The following is a 15,646-nucleotide window of genomic DNA, read 5'->3' on the forward strand; positions in this document are numbered from 1 at the left end:
TCGGCCCGGCGGCTTCGGTCGGCGGCTCAGCGGCCGACGAACTCCGCGGGACGCCGGCTCGCCGCCGCCTGCATGCCGCGCGCCGCGTCCTCGGATCCCGCGAGCCGCACGAGCTCGGCGGGGAGGGCAGCGGCCGCGGATCCGTGCCCGTCGCGGATGGCGGCGCGGGCGTTGCGGAGGGTCGCCTGCACGGCGAGCGGGGCCTGCGCGGCGATGCGGTCGGCGATCCCGATCGCCGTCTCGAGCTGCTCGCCGTCGGGCACCACGAGCTGCACGACGCGCATCCGCCTGGCCTCCTCCGCGTCGAACGGGTCGCCCGTGAGGATCCAGCGCATGGCGTCGCCCCAGCCCGCGACCGCGGGGAAGCGGAGTGTCGCCCCGCCGAAGGGCAGGATCCCGCGCGCGACCTCGATCTGCCCGAACCGCGTGCCCGCGGCCGCCACCACCACGTCGCTCGCGAGGGCCAGCTCGATCCCGAGCGTGAGGCACGTGCCCTGCACCGCGAGGACGACGGGCTTGCCCGTGCCCGCGTCCGCCATGCGCCACGGGTCGACGCCGTCATCCGGCACCGAGTCGAGGCCGCCGCCGGGGCCGCGGCCGATGTGGGGGGCGACGTCCGCGAGGTCGAGCCCGCCCGTGAAGTGGTCGCCGAACGCGTGCACGACGCCGACGCGCAGCTCCGGGTCGCGGTCGAGCAGGCCGTACGCGCTCGCGAGCTCGCGGAGCATCCGCATGTCGGCGGCGTTGCGCTTGGCCGGCCGGTCGAGGCCGATCAGCAGCAGGTGCCCTCGCCGCTCGACGCGCACGCGCGGTGCCTCGTCGGCCTCGGGGCGGGCGGTGGATGCGGTGCGGGCGTCGTCGCTCACGGCGGTCTCCTTCGATCGTCCGTCCCAGACTCGCAGGGCCGGGCGGGCGGCGCGACCTCCCGGTCGGGTCACACGGGCCCGGTCAGCGCCCCGATGATCCGCAGGATGGTGCCCATGTCGTCCACGGCCGCCGCGGGGGAGGAGGGCGCGAATTCGGTGATCCCGGCGCCCGCGAGACCGAACGACCGGCGCAGCGCCTTGATCGACTCGGTCACGACCTGGACGTCGAGCCCGAACGGCTCGGGGTATCCGACGCCGGACATGGCACCGGGATCCAGCACGTCGAGGTCGACGTGGATGTAGACGTGCGCGGCGCCCGTGGCGGTGACCGCCCGGACGAGCGCCTCGGGCCCGACGGCGTCGGCGCCGAGGAGCGGGATGCCGCGCGCGTCCACGAGGTCGGACTCGGCGTCGTCCAGGGCGCGCACGCCGGCGAGCACGACGCGGTCGGGGGTGACGGCGCCCGCGGGGAGCTCCAGCCCGTCGACGCCCTCGCCGATGACGGCGCGCAGCACCATCCCGTGGAAGGCCCCGGACGGCGAGGAGGCGGGCGAGTTGAGGTCGGCGTGGGCGTCGAGCCACACGACCGCGAGGCCGGGGTGGGCGGCGGCCGCGTGCCCGATGGACGCGATCTCCACGCCGCAGTCGCCGCCTATCGTGACGACCGTGGACGCGCCGGATGCCGACGCCGCCTGCAGCGCCGCCTCCTGGCGGGTGCGCACCGCGAGCAGCGACGCGTAGCGGAGCACGCCCGTGCCGAGCGACTCGCCGGCCTCGACGGGCACGTCGACGACGTGCGTGGCGGAGGCGGGCAGGTCGCCGCGTATCGCCTCGGCGCCGTCCGCGAGCCTCATGGCGCGGGACGAGCCCGAGCCCTGCCATTGGGGGACGACGACGAAGGAGGCGGGCACACCCCAGTATCGCCTGGGTGGCCGGACATGGCGATGCCCGCCGTCTCCGCCGGAGCGGGGAGGGCGGGCATCGACGTGGGGAGGGACGGACCCTGCGCCTCGCTGCCTACATGTCGCGGTAGCGCTTCGCCTCGGCGAGCGCCTGGCGGAGGCCCGCGGCGTCGAGCTTCGGGCCGTAGCCGGGGGTGTCGCGCTGGATGCGCCAGCCCTCCGCGAGCGGTCCCGCGTCGACCGTGTCGTAGCCGAAGGAGTCGAGGATCGAGGTGACGGTCGCCTTCGCCTCGGCGTCGTCGCCCGCGATCACGAGGGCGCGGCGGTCGGGCGTGCCGGCGGGGGTGCCGTGCTCGGTGAGGTCGGCCGCGTAGATGTGGTTGAACGCCTTGACGACCTTCGACTCGGGCAGGTGCCGCTGCAGCATCTCCGCGGTCGTCGTGGTCTCGTCGTCGAGCTCGGCGATGTGGCCGTCGCGCTCCGGGTAGTAGTTGTCGGTGTCGATCACGATCTTGCCCGCGAGCGGCGCGACCGGGACGCTGTCGATGTTCTTCAGCGGGATGGTGACGACGACGATCTCGCCGGCCTCCGCGACCTCCTCGACGGTGGCGGCGCGGGCGTGCTCGCCGAGCTCGTCGATCAGGTCGGTGAGGGTCTCCGGGCCGCGCGAGTTCGCGATGACGACGTCGTGGCCGGTGGAGGTGAACAGGCGGGCGAGCTGGCTGCCGATGAGTCCGGCGCCGATGATTCCGATGTTGGTCATGGGGGAGGGAACGGCATCCGCGTGGCGGGCATTCCCCGCCGGCACGACGACGGGCGCCGCTCCCGGAGGATGCGGCGCCCGTCGTGGCGTGCGGCTACTCGCCCGACGTGACCTGCTTCGGCGCGGATCCGCCGGACTTGAGCGCAGCGAGGCGCGCCTCGACCTCGGTCAGCTCGCCGAGGTCCTCGAGCTCCTCGAACTGCGCGTCGAGGCTGGAGGCCTGCAGCTCCTCGGCGCCGCGGACGCGGGCCTCCTCGCGGCGGATCTTCTGCTCGAAGCGGCTGACCTCGCTGGTGGGATCCATGATGTCGATGCTCTTCATGGCGTCCTGCACCTGCGACTGCGCCTGCACCGTCTTCTGGCGGGCGTTCAGCTCGTCGCGCTTCGACGACAGCTGCTGGAGCTTGCCGCGCATCGTGTCGAGGCCCTGCTTGAGCTTCTCGACGACCTCGGTCTGCGACGCGATGGTCGGCTCGGCGCCCTTCGCCTCGCTCTCCGACTGCATCTGGCGCTGCAGCGCGACGCGGGCGAGCGCGTCGAACTTGTCGGCGTTCGGGGTGTTGCCCGCGTTCCGGTACTCGTCCGCCTTCTGGCTCGCGGCGAGGGCCTTGCGACCCCAGTCCTGCGCGGCCTGGACGTCCTCGCGGTGGTCGTCCTCGATCATGCGCAGGTTGCCGATGGTCTGGGCGACGGCGCTCTCGGCCTCGCGGATGCTCTCCGTGTAGTCGCGGACCATCTGGTCCAGCATGAGCTGCGGGTCCTCGGCCTGGTCGATGAGGTTGTTGATGTTGGCCTTCGCGAGCTGGGCGATGCGGCCGAGGATGGACTGCTTGGACATGGGTGCTGCTCCTTCTCGTCTGGTGCTTCGTCGGAATGGGTTGATCATGGGTCGCTCTCGTTCTCGTCGTCCTGCTGGTCGTCGCTAGAAGTCGCCGCCGCCGAAGCCGCCGCCTCCGCCGAAGTCCCCGCCGCCGAAGCCGCCGCCTCCGCCGAAGCCCCCGCCGCTGAAGCCGCCGCCACCGCCACCCCAGCCGCCGCCTCCGCCGCCGCCGCTGAGCAGGCCGCCGATGATGCCGCCCATGATCGCGCCGCCGAAGGCGTCCCCGCCTCCGCCGCGGCCGCCCATCATGCCGCCGCCGTAGCCGCCGCCCTGGTCGAGGTCGCGCTGCGCGGCCTCGATGGCCTGCGCCGAGTAGGAGGTCGCGGCCTGGGCCGCGGCGACCGCGCGCACGGGATCCCGGGGAGCCGCCTCATGCGCGTCGTCGAGCGCGCGCTGCGCGTGGGCGAGGCGCGTGCGCGCCTCCTCGCCGACGCCGCCGCGACGGGTGGAGATGAAGTCGCGCGCCGTGGCCACCTGGCTCTCGGCGGTCGACAGCGCCCGCGGCAGGTAGCCGATCGCGCGCTGGACCTGCTCCTGCTGCTCCCGCACGGGCGCGAGCGCCTCGTCGAGCCGGGCCTCCGCCTCCTGCAGCAGCGTGACGCTCGTGAGCGGATCCGCGAGCCGGCCCTGCAGCGGCTTGGCGTCGGCGATGGCCTGCTCGGCCGCCTCGACCAGGCGGGTCAGCTCCGGCATGCGCCCGCCGCGCTGGGCGGCGCGGGCATCCTGGATGTCGCTGCGGACGTCGGCGATCTCCTCCTGCACGCGCGTGGACGCGTGCTCGAGGTCGGAGGACACGCGGTCGACGCCGTCGAGGAGCTTGCCGGCCTGACCGACCGCCTGCTGCGCCGCGCGCACCTTCACCGCGATCTCGCCGGTGGACGCGCGATCGCCCGCGCGGATCGCCTCGGCAGCCTCCTGCGCCGTGTCGGTCGCGAAGGAGAGGAGCGAGCGGGCCTGGTCGACGTTGCCCGTGACGGTCGTCATCGACGGGCCGGCGTAGCGGCGGCCGAGGAGGTCCACCGCCTCCTGCGTCCGGTCGATGCGCGACTTCAGCGTCTCCGCGTCGGTGACGATGGCCGCGAGGGTCTGCGGCGCGTTCTGCTCGAGCGCGCGCAGCTCCTCGAACGACGCGGCCTGCGCGTCGAGCTCGCCGCGCGCCTCCTCGCACAGCTCGACGATGCGGGCGGCCCAGGTGCGGCGCTCCTCGTCGGTGTCCTCGATCGTGTCGTCGAGCTTCTGCTTCAGGGCGAACGCCTCGCGCACCTTGCCGCCCGCGGACACGAGCACCTCCCTGTACGGGCCGACCGCGCCGGATCCGAACTCCGCCTCCGCGAAGCCCACCTCCTGCTCGCTGGTCTCGAGGGCGTCGTCGAGCTGCACGAGCATGCTGCCCGCGCGCTGCTCGGCCGTCTTCATCTCCGCGAGCGCGGCCTGGCGCTTCGCCTGGACGGCCTTCTGCTTCTTCCGGCGGCCGACGAGCGTCGTGGCGACGGCGGCCACGAGGATCGCGCCCAGCACGAGGAGGAGGACCAGGCCGAAGTCGATGCCGGAGTCGTTCCCGGAGGACGGGGTCGATCCCGTGCCGGTCTCGGCGACCGTGCCGGACTGGGAGATGGACTGGAGCCCCTGCGCGGCGTCGACCGCCGCGCCGGACCAGTCGCCGTCGCTCAGACGCGGCGCGACCACCTGGTCCGTGAGCTGCGTCCGCTGCGCGACGGACACGCTGTCCGGGACGCCGAGGGTGAACTGGCGCCCGTCGACCGCCACCGCGAGGATCGCGTCGGTCGACCCGAAGCCGTTGGCGTCCTTCGTCGCCTGCCCCCAGGCCGCCTGGTTCGCGGCTCCCGTGAACGTGTCGACGTACGCGACATGCAGCGTGACCCCGGTCTGCTCCTGCAGCTGGTCGATCGCCTGCTGGATCTGCTGCTCCTGCGCGGACGTGACGGCGTCGACCGGGTCGAGGATCGAGGCCCCGCCGAAGTCCACCGGCTCCGTGGCCTGCGCGGCGGTCGGCACCATGGCCCCGAACAGGCCGAGCGCGAGCGCGGCCCCGATCAATCTCGCGGACCGCGGCATCCGACTCCTCCGTCGTCTCAAGTGCGTGCTCCATCCAGGCTAGTGGCGCGGGTGCGTGCGGTGGCCGTGAGGATCGGGGCCTCGCGGGTCACGCGAGCTCCGTCACGGTGCGGTCGCGGGGATCCCAGCGGCGGAGGCCGGCGACCGGGGCGTCGAGCGGGTCGATGCGACCGAGCGCCGCGACCGCCGCGCCGAGCTGGTCGGTCGTGAGCCGCAGGGCGATCGTGATGTGCGGCGTCCACGACCCGGGGCGCGTGTGCGGGACGACCTCGACGGGCGCGGCGTCGGTGTCCGCGTCCCCGTCGGCGGTCGCCCGGTCGACGGCCGCGTGGATCCGCGCGTGCAGGTCGAGCAGCGCCCGGTCCACCACGACCTGCCGCGCGAGCACGAGGCCGCGGGGCGGGACGCCGAAGACGACGAGCCCGCCGAGCCGCAGCGTGGGCAGGGGAACGGAGGCGACGAGGGCGCGCACGGCGTCGTCCGCGGACCCGCCGAGACCGTCGGCCGCCAGCAGCGTCACGTGCGGGCGGTTCGTCTCCCGGCGTGGTCGGCGAGGCTCGGCAGCCCGGCATCGGCGAGGGCGCGCCAGGATGCGCGGATCGCGGCGTCGGACGCCGCGTCCAGCGTGAGCTCGAGGCTGCCGGCGCTCAGCGGCGGGGCGGTGTCGCGGGCGGCGTGGGGCCCTGGCCGCCGCGGCCGCCGTCGGGGCCGAGCTTCCGCAGCTGGTCGTCGGCGGCCTGGCGCGCCTTCTGGATCTTGTCGGCGTGCTTGCTGCCGGTGGCCTTGTCGGCGATGCCGGACACCTTGTCGATGGCGGTGCGGCCGACGTCCTGGCCCTTGGACGTGCGCAGGAAGCCGGTGGCGGCGGCGGCGATGCGGGACAGCTTCACGGGTGGTCTCCTCTGGAGGGGATCGGGTGGGCCGCCGTGCCCGGGCGGCGCGGCGGTCGTCCTCCGTCCATCCTGGCGTGCCGCGCCTGTGCTGGAGCGGGGAGTCTCCCCGGGAGAGGGAATGCGTCGGCGAGCGACGGCCCGTGGCGACGGCGCGGCGGGCCTCGTCGCCGGTGCTACCCTGGATCCGCGCTCGCGCGCACCCTGGCCCCCATAGCTCAGGGGATAGAGCACTGCCCTCCGGAGGCAGGGGCGGAGGTTCGAATCCTCCTGGGGGCACACCTTCCCATATCCCGTGTTGGTGCGGTGAGAGGCCGGTCCCGTCAGCGGGGCCGGCCTCTCGTGCGTCCGGGGCGTCTGCGACGGCGGCCGGCGACGCCGCGGGACCTCCGCTCGATCGCGCGCGCCGCGTCGGCCTCGCAGGGGCGAGCGCGCGCGGTCGCATCGGAGCGGAGCGCATCGACTCGACGCACGCTCGCGGAGCGGCAGGGGCGGAGGACGCGTGAACACACGCGGCGGGGCCCGAGACGGGTCTCGGGTTCCCGCCGCGTGGTGCTGGGCCCAACTGGGGGAGCGGGCCTAGAGACGAAGGTAGTGGGCGCCCGGTCGGACGACCACGCCGCCCGGTACTGGAAAAGTCCAGTGGTGCACGAACCAATCCGAATCCCGCATGGTGCCGAATGCGCGCCACCGGTCGGGCATGATGCGCGTCCGCGGGCCGGTCGCCCGGGCGTCCGCCGCGGCTCGGCCTAGGCTCGACGCATGGCAGACGACGACGACTCCACCTCGATCCGCGACCTCCTGAAGGGCGCGAAGCCGAAGCCCCACGAGTTCCCCGAGCTCGACCCCGCGCACCTGCCGGAGGACCCGATCGACCTCGTCGTCGACTGGATCCGCGACGCCGTCGCCCACGACGCCGCCGAGCCGAACGCGGTCGTGCTCGCCACGGCCGACGCCGACGGGCGGCCCAGCGCGCGCACGCTGCTGCTCAAGGACGTGACGCCCACGGTCGACGACGAGCCGGGCGCCCTCTGGTTCTCCTCCCTCGCCGACAGCCCCAAGGGGCGCGACCTCGAGGCGAACCCGCGCGCGGCGCTCGTCGCGTACTGGCGGGAGCGCGGGCGCCAGATCCGCGCGACCGGGCCCGTCTTCCACGGCGACGGCGAGGTGAGCGCGCGCGACTTCCTCTCGCGGCACCCGTCGTCGCGCGCCGAGGTCATCGCGGGCGACCAGAGCGAGCCGATGCCCGACGCCGCCGAGCGCGACGCGCGCGTCGCCCGGGCGCGGGAGGCCGTCGAGGCGGACCCGGAGCTCGTCGCCGAGTCGTGGCGCGCCTACGTGCTGCAGCCCACGGTCGTCGAGTTCTGGCAGGCGACCGAGGACCACGGGCAGCTGCGGATCATGTACCGGTCGGGGCCCGACGGATCCTGGTCGCACACGCTCGTCTGGCCCTGAGGCGCGCCTCCGCCGGCGCGTGTTGCGGAACATGACGCGCGGCGTGCGATCCCGCGGGCGACGCCGCACACTGGATCCATGCCCGCCCCCCTCCGCCGCCTCGCCGTAGTGCAGGTGACCCGCTCCCGCCCCGAGGCCGCCGCGTACAACACGCTCGTGCAGGGCCTCAACGCGCGCGTCGCCGAGGTCGCCGACGAGGCCGGCTGGGTGGTCGAGAACATCGCCGCGGAGGACGAGGGCGTCGAGTCGCTGCTCGCCCGCACGCGCGAGGCCGACGCCGTCGTCATCATGGGCGGCGAGGACGTCGCCCCGCGCTTCTACGGCGGGCCGGCCGAGTACGAGGGCCGCTCGATGCACCGCGAGGTCGCCGACGCCGGGCAGATCGCGCTCGTCCGCCGCGCGGTCGCCGAGGGCACGCCGCTGCTCGGGATCTGCCGCGGCGCCCAGATCGTGAACGTCGCGCTCGGCGGCACCCTGCAGCAGCACATCGAGGGCGTGGGGGAGCACCGCAACGACGCCGACGAGATCACGGCCGTCATGCGCGACCACGACGTGCGCGTCGCCGCGGGCAGCCGGCTCGCGCGCGTGCTCGGATCCACGGACGTCGTCGTGCGGAGCGCGCACCACCAGGCGGTCGACCGCCCGGGCACGGGCCTCCGCGTCGTCGCCGTCGCGCCCGACGGCGTGCCGGAGGCAGTCGAGCACGAGAGCGCACCCGTCATCGGCGTGCAGTGGCACCCGGAGGACCCGGGCGCCGCGCGCGACCAGCTGCCCGCGCTCCTCGACGCGCTCGCCGAGGCCTGCGCGCTGCGCGAGCCCGTCGGCGCCGCGCGCACCGCGGCCGCCTGAGCCGACACCGTCGCGGGCGATCGCGGCGCGCACGACGAGGCCGCACGGGTCAGGGCATCACGTCGCCGCTGTTGGGCCCGAGCGTCTGGCCGACGAAGAGGTTGCCGTCGGGATCCGCCGCCAGCAGCACCGCGGTCGGCGCGACCTCGTCCACCGTCCCGAAGCGGCCGAGCGGCAGCTCCCGGCGCTTCGCGTCCTTCCAGTCCTCCGAGATGGCGTCGACGAGCGGCGTGGCGATCGGGCCCGGCGCGATCACGTTCGCGAGCACGTTCGACGAGGACACCTCGAGCGCGAGCGACTTGGTGAACGCGATGACCCCGGCCTTCGCGGCCGCGTAGTGCGCGAGCCCGACGCCGCCCTTCTGGCCGAGCTGCGACGCGACCGTGATGATCCGCCCGTCGCGCCGCTCGAGCATCCCCGGCAGCACGGCCCGCGTGAGCAGGAACACGCTCGTGAGGTCGACGTCGATCGTGCGCTGCCAGGTCGCCAGCGTCATCTCCGCCACGGGCGCCTCGGTGAGGATGCCGTGGGAGTTGACCAGCACGTCGATCCGGCCGAGCAGCCGCCCGGCCTCCGCGACGGCCTCCGCGACGCGCGCCTCGTCGGACACGTCGGCGATGACCGCGCCCACCGCGCCGATCCGCCGCGCCTCCTCGTGCACGGCGGGCGCGAGGTCGAGCAGCACGACCTCGGCGCCCGCGAGCACGAAGTGGCGCGCGATGGCCGCGCCGATCCCGCTGGCCGCGCCCGTCACGAGCGCGGTGCGCCCGCGGAGCCGGTCGCTCCGGGGCACCGACGCGGTCACTCCTGCATCCGGATCGTCAGGCCGCCGTCGACCGTGAGGGTCTGGCCCGTCACGTAGGCGGCGTCGTCGGAGGCGAGGAACGCGATGACCGACGCGACCTCCTCGGGCCGGCCCACGCGCCCGGCGGGGATGCGGTCGCCCGCCCGCCGGAGGCCGTCGGCGCCGAGCGAGTTCACCGCGTCGAGCGACTGCGGGGTCTCGATGAGGCCCGGGATCACGGTGTTCGCCCGGATCCCGCGCGGCGCGAGCTCCACGGCCGCGCTCCGCACGAGGCCGACGACCCCGGCCTTCGCCGTCGCGTAGTGCGCGTGGTCGCCCCAGCCGTAGACGCCGCCCGCGATGGAGGACACGGCGACGATCGAGGAGCCGCTTCCGAGGAGCGGCTCGGCGGCGCGGATCACGCGCATCACGCCGCCGAGGTCGACGCCGAGCACCTCGTCCCACCGCTCGTCGGTCATGGCACCGAGGGGCGCGCGGCGGAGGATCCCGGCCGCCGCGATTACGTGGTCCACCTGGCCGTACTCCTCGAGCGCGGCCCGCACGAACGCGTCGACCGACGAGGTGGAGGCCACGTCGAGGTCCACCGCGATGCCCGTGCCGCCGACGGCGCGCACGGCCTCGAGGGTCGCGCCCGGGTCGTGCGGGTCGCCGGGGTAGCGGCCGACGACCACGCGGTCGCCCCGCGCGGCGAGGCGCACGGCGGTCGCCCGGCCGATGCCGGAGGCCCCGCCCGTGACGAGCGCGACGGGCGCCGCGCCGGTCACGCGGTCGCCTCGCGCGTCTCGCCCGTGGGCTTCGCGAGCAGCATCACGAGCGCCGAGGCGAGGATCCCGCCCGCGCCCACCCACAGCGCGGCCTGGCCGAACGACATCGCGCTCGCCGTGAGGCCCGTGAGCAGGAAGCCGCCGATGATGGCGCCGGGCTGGCTCATCGCGCCGATGAAGCTGGATCCGGTCGCCCGGCAGTCGCTGTCGAAGCAGCCGGCCTGGAAGAACAGGATCGCCGCGTACGGCCCGAGCAGGAAGAACAGCCCGACCATGTACGCGCCCATCACGAACGTCGGGTCGTCGGGCCCGAGGAGCATGACCGCGAAGGCGAGCCCGGCGATGAGCCAGCCGCCGACGATGACGTTGCGGCGGCCGAGCCGGTCGCCCAGCCAGCCGTGCGCGAGGTAGCCGAGCACGCCCACGCAGTTCGACGCGATGATCAGCAGCAGCGCGTTGGACGCGTCGATGTGCTTGCCCGACTCGAGCACGGTGGTGCCGAGCACCGAGAAGGTCTGGATCCCGAACCAGTTGAGCAGCCACGCCACGCTCAGCACGATCGTGCTGCGCAGGTGCTTGCCCTGGAAGATGCGCGCGATGGGGGCGGACTTCTGCACGTCGAGCCCGGTGGCGCGCGCGAAGGCGGCCGCCTCGTCGTGCAGGCCCGCGGTCCGCAGACGCCGGATCTGCTGCTGCGCCACGAACTGCGGGCTCTCCCGGAGCGTGAGGCAGATCGCGGCGACCACGAGCGCGGGCACCGTCGCGAGGCCGAACGCGACGCGCCAGCTGCCCGGGCCGAAGGCCGTCGTGATCAGGCCCACGAACGCGGCGGCGAGCAGCGCGCCGAGCGGCCAGCCCGTCTGCACCATCGCGTAGACGAAGCCCTTGTTGCGCCGGATCCTCTCGTCCTCCGTCTGCTCGTATATCTCGTTGAGGTACGTGGCGTTGATCGACTGCTCGGCGAGGCCCAGGCCGCTGATGCTGCGGATCCCGACGAGCGAGACCGCGCCGGCGCTCAGCGCGGTCGCGCCCGAGGACAGCGCCGTGCCCGTCACCGAGACGACCATGCCGACGCGGCGGCCGAGCCGGTCGACCATCGGGCCGACGAGCAGCACGACGACCGCCGTGCCGACGCTGACGAGCGTCGAGACGAGCAGCGACTCGCTCGTGTCCCAGCCGAAGTCGCGCGAGATGTCGGGCAGCAGCGTGCCGAAGAGGATGAAGTCGTAGACCGCGATGGTCCACGCGAGGAAGGCGATGCCCGTGACCCGGCGGGTCTGGCGGACGCTCACCCTCTCGAGGCCGGCGGGCAGCGCGCCGGCGGGGCCGGCGCCCGCGGATGCGGTGCCGGGACGGGAGGTGTCGGTGCTCATGGTGGTGGTCTCCTGCGGTCGGTCGGGTCGCGGATCAGGGGACGCGCGGGGTGCGCGGGGAGCGTCGCTGGAAGTCCTGGGCGATCTCGTCGAAGGTCGCCCAGCGGACGCCCTCGTGCGAGTTGATGTGGGCGATGAGCCGCTCGAGCATGAGGAGCACCTGCGGACGGCCCGAGACGTCGGGGTGGATCGTGAAGGTGAAGACGCCGTAGTCCTGCTCGCGGTAGACCCAGTCGAACTGGTCGCGCCACATCTCCTCGAGGTGGCGGGGGTTCACGAAGCCGTGGCTGTTCGGGCTGCCCTTGACGAACATCATGGGAGGAAGGTCGTCGAGGTACCACGACGCGGGGATCTCCACGAGGTCGGTCTCCTCGCCGCGCACGAGCGGGTGCATCCAGCTGGCCGCGTCCTTCGTGTAGTCGACGCCCTGCCACGTGTCGCCCACGCGCACGTAGTACGGCTCGAAGTCGCGGTGCATGAGGGAGTGGTCGTAGCGGATCCCGCGCTCGATGAGGAGCTCGTTGGTCACGCGCGAGAACTCCCACCACGGCGCCACGTAGCCGGTGGGCCGGCGGCCGGCGCGCGACTCGATGAGCTCGATGGAGCGGTCGAGCACGTCCGCCTCCTGCTGGCGCGACATCTCGATGGGGTTCTCGTGGCTGTAGCCGTGCGCGCCGATCTCGTGCCCGGCGGCGACCACCTGGTCGAACTCGCGCGGGAACGTCTCGATCGAGTGGCCCGGCCAGAACCAGGTGGAGGGGAGGCCGTGCTTGGCGAGCAGCGCGTTGAGGCGCGGCACGCCGACCTCGCCCGCGAACAGGCCGCGGGAGATGTCGCCGGGCGAGTCCTGCCCGCCGTACGAGCCGAGCCAGCCGCTCACGGCATCGACGTCGATGCCGAACGCGATGATGATGTCCTTGACCATGGGGGTCCTCTCTGGTGATGGGTCAGGCCGGCAGGACGCCGGCCGGGGTGGGGAGTGCGGTCGCGGGGTCGGCGGCGGCGGCCAGCAGGCGGCGCGCCTCGTCGACGGGGTGGTGGTCGAGCAGGAGGGCCACGAGGATCCGGGCCTGCGCGACGGAGAGGCGGCCGATCGGCACGGCGCCGACGCGCACGGCGTCGACCCCTCCGCCGTCGCCGTAGATCGCGGCCACCGGTCCCTCGGCCACGCGCGTGCCGAGCGCGACGAGGACGCCGGCGTCGACGGCCGCCTCGATCTCCGGCACGAGCGCGGCGTTCGCGTTGCCGGCGCCCGTGCCGATGACGACGACGCCCGCGGCCCCCGCGGCGATCGCGGCCCGGAGGAGCACGGCGTCGGCGCCCGGGTGGACGCTGACGCAGTCCACGCGGATCCGGTCGAAGCGCGGGCTGGGCGCGGGGAGGAGCGGCAGCGCGCGCGGCCGGCGGGCGAGGCGGACGCCGTCACCGACCACGCGGCCGACGGGCGCGCCGTCGCGGGCGGCGAAGGCGTCGGGATCCAGCGTGCGGGCCTTCACCAGGCCGTCGGCGGCGAGGACGCGCGAGGCGAACACGGCGAGAACGCCGGCCCCGCGCGCCTCGGACGACGCGGCGACGACGATGGCGTCGCGCAGGTTGCCGGGCCCGTCGCCCTCCGGGTGGTCGGCGGAGCGCTGGGCGCCCGTGAGCACCACGGGCCGCGGGTCGTCCGTCACCAGCTCCAGGAGGAACGCCGTCTCCTCGAGGGTGTCCGTGCCGTGCGTCACGACCACGCCGTCCACGTCGTCGCGCGCGAGCGCCTCGGCGACCGCGTCCGCGATGGTGCGGAGGTCGGCGTGCGTCAGCGCGAACGAGTTGACCCGGAGGACGTCGCGCGTGGCGACGGTGACGCCGGGCGGGAGGGCGGGCACGGATCCGAGCAGGCGCTCGGCGGGATCGGCGGCGACCGCGGACCCGTCGGCGCGTGCGCGCGAGGAGATGGTCCCGCCGGTGGCGAGCACGAGGACGTGGGGCATGCGGACGATCCTGCGATGCACAAACGATTGCGTCAATGGTTTGCGTCGAACGATCACGTTGCCGTCCTGTTGCGGGGATGTTTCCCCGCCGGAGGGTCCACGGCCACCCTCGCTGCCGGCCCGCGACGCTATGCCATGCTGGATCGGGTGAGGAGGCCCGCATGACCCAAAAGCGTCGGCCGCCCACCACGCAGCGCATGATCGCCGAGCTCGCCGGCGTCAGCATCACGACCGTCTCCCGCGTGCTCAACTCCCGCGAGGAGCACCCCGGCCGGTGGGCCGGACCCGAGACCGTCGCCGCCATCCTCGACATCGCCGAGCGCAGCGGCTACCGGCCGAACCCGCACGCCGCGAGCCTGCGCACCTCCCGCTCCGACCTCGTCGGCGTCCTCGTCCCGCGCCTCCAGGACTACGTGCTCGCGACCGTCTACGAGGGCATCGACGAGGCGGCGACCGAGCGCCGCATCTCCACCTTCGTCACGAACAGCCTCGACCGGCCGGACCTCCAGCGCAGCCGCACCCGCAGCATGCTCGACCGCCGGGTCGACGGCATGATCTTCGGCGACGCGCACCTCGACGACCCGCTGCTCGACGAGCTCGCGGAGGAGGGCGTGCCCTTCGTCCTCGTCTCGCGCCGCCGGGGGGATCACGTGGCCGTCACGTGCGACGACGTGACGGGCGGCCGGCTCGCGGCCGAGCACCTCATCGCGCAGGGGCGCACCCGGCCGGCCGTGCTCGCCGGCATGTCCTTCGCGTCGACCGCGGTCGACCGCACGCGCGGCTTCCTCGAGGCGTACGCGGAGGCCGGGATGCCCGTGCCGTCGGAGCGCGTGATCCAGCGGGGCTTCGACGCGGCGGCGGGCCGGGAGGCGACCGAGGAGGTGCTGCGCGCCGGGCACGCGCCCGACGCGCTCTTCGCGACCAACGACTTCGCGGCGATCGGAGCGATGGGGGCCCTCCGCGACGCGGGCCTGTCCGTGCCCGACGACGTCGCGCTCGTCGGCTACAACGACACCGCGCTCGCGGCATCCGGATCCATCGGGCTCACGAGCGTGCGCTCGCCCGTGCACGAGATGGGGCGGCTCGCGCTGGAGACGCTCCTCTCGCTCGTCGACGGTCGCGAGGCCGCCTCCCGGATGCTCGAGCCGACGCTCGTCGCGCGCGCGTCGACGGGGCCGCACCCGCGCTGAGCCGCGGCGACCCGGTCGCGCGGACGGGGCCGAGCGGATCCGATGCCACGATGGACGCATGCGCCGCGACGTCTCCTCCATGCTCGAGCTGCAGGTATCCGGCGAGAGCGAGATGGCCTTCGCGGTCGCCGTCGCCCGAGGTGCCGACATCGCGTCCGAGCATCTCTCCTTCGCCCTCGACGGCCGCGCGATCGAGGCGACCGAGGTGGTCGACCGGCACGACACCCGCCTGCACGTCCTGACGACCGGCGCGGGCGTCCTCACGATGGAGTACCGCGCCACCGTCACGGGCCGCCGCGACCCCGCGCCCGTGGATGACGTGGACCTCTGGATCTACCGCCGCCCGAGCCGCTACTGCGAGTCGGACACGCTGTTCCCCACCGCTCGCGGCGAGTTCCGCGGCCTCGACGGCCTGCCCCTCCTCGCCGCCGTGCGCGCGTTCGTCGCCGAGTCGCTGCGGTATGCGCCCGGCTCCAGCCTTCCGACCGACGGCGCCGTCCGCACGCTGCTCGCCCGCCGCGGCGTCTGCCGCGACTACGCGCACCTCGTGATCGCGATGCTCCGCGCGCTCGACGTGCCCGCGCGCCTGGCCGCCGTCTACGCGCCGGGCCTCAGCCCCATGGACTTCCACGCGGTCGCCGAGGCGTGGGTCGACGGCGCATGGCACGTCGTCGATGCCACCGGGCTCGCGCCCCGGCAGAGCCTGCTGCGGATCTCCACGGGTCGCGACGCCTCCGACACCGCGTTCCTCACGAACACGCGGAGCCTCGTGACCATCTCGCGCATGGAGGTGATGGCCACGGTCGACGAGCTGCCGGTCGACGACGTGGCCGCGGCCGTGCGCCTGGGCTGAGCCGTCC

The 15,646-nt window shown here is 74.5% G+C and carries 16 protein-coding genes and 1 tRNA gene; 5 read left to right on the forward strand and 12 right to left on the reverse strand.

Annotated features, from left to right (window positions below; genetic code table 11):
• Window positions 1–26: 26 nt before the first annotated feature.
• The 7 genes from JOE38_RS00655 to JOE38_RS00685 all read right to left on the reverse strand — a co-directional run bounded on the left by JOE38_RS00655 (window position 27) and on the right by JOE38_RS00685 (window position 6,377).
• Window positions 27–866 carry a crotonase/enoyl-CoA hydratase family protein gene (locus tag JOE38_RS00655; protein ID WP_204574418.1) on the reverse strand — a complete coding sequence of 280 codons (840 nt, stop codon included), beginning with the start codon at window positions 864–866 and terminating at the stop codon, window positions 27–29.
• A gap of 68 nt (window positions 867–934) precedes the next feature.
• Complete coding sequence (locus tag JOE38_RS00660; protein ID WP_204574419.1) at window positions 935–1,777, reverse strand: arginase family protein; 843 nt, start codon at window positions 1,775–1,777, stop codon at window positions 935–937.
• A 106-nt stretch (window positions 1,778–1,883) separates the two neighbouring features.
• The gene (locus JOE38_RS00665; RefSeq protein WP_204574420.1) at window positions 1,884–2,531 is read right to left on the reverse strand and encodes an NADPH-dependent F420 reductase; all 648 of its coding nucleotides are present in this window, start codon (window positions 2,529–2,531) and stop codon (window positions 1,884–1,886) included.
• A 94-nt stretch (window positions 2,532–2,625) separates the two neighbouring features.
• Complete coding sequence (locus JOE38_RS00670; protein ID WP_012037822.1) at window positions 2,626–3,369, reverse strand: PspA/IM30 family protein; 744 nt, start codon at window positions 3,367–3,369, stop codon at window positions 2,626–2,628.
• An 84-nt stretch (window positions 3,370–3,453) separates the two neighbouring features.
• A complete protein-coding gene (locus tag JOE38_RS00675) occupies window positions 3,454–5,487 on the reverse strand; it encodes a TPM domain-containing protein (RefSeq protein ID WP_204574421.1) in 2,034 nt (677 codons plus the stop codon).
• A gap of 88 nt (window positions 5,488–5,575) precedes the next feature.
• A complete protein-coding gene (locus JOE38_RS00680; protein WP_374191166.1) occupies window positions 5,576–6,079 on the reverse strand; it encodes a 2'-5' RNA ligase family protein in 504 nt (167 codons plus the stop codon).
• 55 nt (window positions 6,080–6,134) lie between these two features.
• On the reverse strand, window positions 6,135–6,377 hold the full coding sequence (locus JOE38_RS00685; protein WP_086520660.1) for an antitoxin: 243 nt from the start codon (window positions 6,375–6,377) through the stop codon (window positions 6,135–6,137).
• A gap of 207 nt (window positions 6,378–6,584) precedes the next feature.
• Between JOE38_RS00685 and JOE38_RS00690 the strand changes: the two genes are divergently transcribed.
• From JOE38_RS00690 to JOE38_RS00700, 3 genes are all read left to right on the forward strand, one after another.
• A tRNA-Arg gene (locus tag JOE38_RS00690) sits at window positions 6,585–6,656 on the forward strand.
• A gap of 483 nt (window positions 6,657–7,139) precedes the next feature.
• Window positions 7,140–7,832: a pyridoxine/pyridoxamine 5'-phosphate oxidase gene (locus JOE38_RS00695; RefSeq protein ID WP_204574423.1), complete on the forward strand. Its 693-nt coding sequence runs from the start codon at window positions 7,140–7,142 to the stop codon at window positions 7,830–7,832.
• 78 nt (window positions 7,833–7,910) lie between these two features.
• Entirely contained in the window at window positions 7,911–8,681 is a 771-nt protein-coding gene (locus tag JOE38_RS00700; protein WP_204574424.1) for a gamma-glutamyl-gamma-aminobutyrate hydrolase family protein, read from the forward strand.
• A 49-nt stretch (window positions 8,682–8,730) separates the two neighbouring features.
• On the opposite strand, the gene JOE38_RS00705 is transcribed toward JOE38_RS00700, so the two are convergent.
• Genes JOE38_RS00705 through JOE38_RS00725 form a run of 5 tightly spaced genes read right to left on the reverse strand, consistent with a single transcriptional unit; the run spans window position 8,731 to window position 13,596 of the window.
• Window positions 8,731–9,486 (reverse strand): SDR family oxidoreductase, encoded by a 756-nt coding sequence (locus tag JOE38_RS00705; protein ID WP_204574425.1) that lies wholly within the window; start codon window positions 9,484–9,486, stop codon window positions 8,731–8,733.
• On the reverse strand, window positions 9,483–10,250 hold the full coding sequence (locus JOE38_RS00710; RefSeq protein ID WP_204574426.1) for an SDR family NAD(P)-dependent oxidoreductase: 768 nt from the start codon (window positions 10,248–10,250) through the stop codon (window positions 9,483–9,485). Before JOE38_RS00710 ends, JOE38_RS00705 begins: the two co-directional genes overlap by 4 nt.
• Complete coding sequence (locus JOE38_RS00715) at window positions 10,247–11,623, reverse strand: MFS transporter (RefSeq protein WP_204574427.1); 1,377 nt, start codon at window positions 11,621–11,623, stop codon at window positions 10,247–10,249. The genes JOE38_RS00710 and JOE38_RS00715 overlap by 4 nt, the downstream gene beginning before the upstream one ends.
• 34 nt (window positions 11,624–11,657) lie before the next feature.
• Window positions 11,658–12,548: a polysaccharide deacetylase family protein gene (locus JOE38_RS00720; protein ID WP_204574428.1), complete on the reverse strand. Its 891-nt coding sequence runs from the start codon at window positions 12,546–12,548 to the stop codon at window positions 11,658–11,660.
• 22 nt (window positions 12,549–12,570) lie between these two features.
• Window positions 12,571–13,596, reverse strand: a complete 1,026-nt coding sequence (locus JOE38_RS00725) for an asparaginase (RefSeq protein WP_204574429.1) — start codon at window positions 13,594–13,596, stop codon at window positions 12,571–12,573.
• 161 nt (window positions 13,597–13,757) lie between these two features.
• Between JOE38_RS00725 and JOE38_RS00730 the strand changes: the two genes are divergently transcribed.
• Window positions 13,758–14,786 (forward strand): LacI family DNA-binding transcriptional regulator, encoded by a 1,029-nt coding sequence (locus JOE38_RS00730; protein WP_204574430.1) that lies wholly within the window; start codon window positions 13,758–13,760, stop codon window positions 14,784–14,786.
• 58 nt (window positions 14,787–14,844) lie between these two features.
• Window positions 14,845–15,639, forward strand: coding sequence for a transglutaminase-like domain-containing protein (locus tag JOE38_RS00735; RefSeq protein ID WP_204574431.1), 795 nt, complete (start codon window positions 14,845–14,847; stop codon window positions 15,637–15,639).
• The last annotated feature ends 7 nt before the right edge of the window (window positions 15,640–15,646 follow it).

The sequence above is a fragment of the Clavibacter michiganensis genome, from assembly GCF_016907085.1.
Classification (GTDB): Bacteria; Actinomycetota; Actinomycetes; order Actinomycetales; family Microbacteriaceae; genus Clavibacter; species Clavibacter michiganensis_O.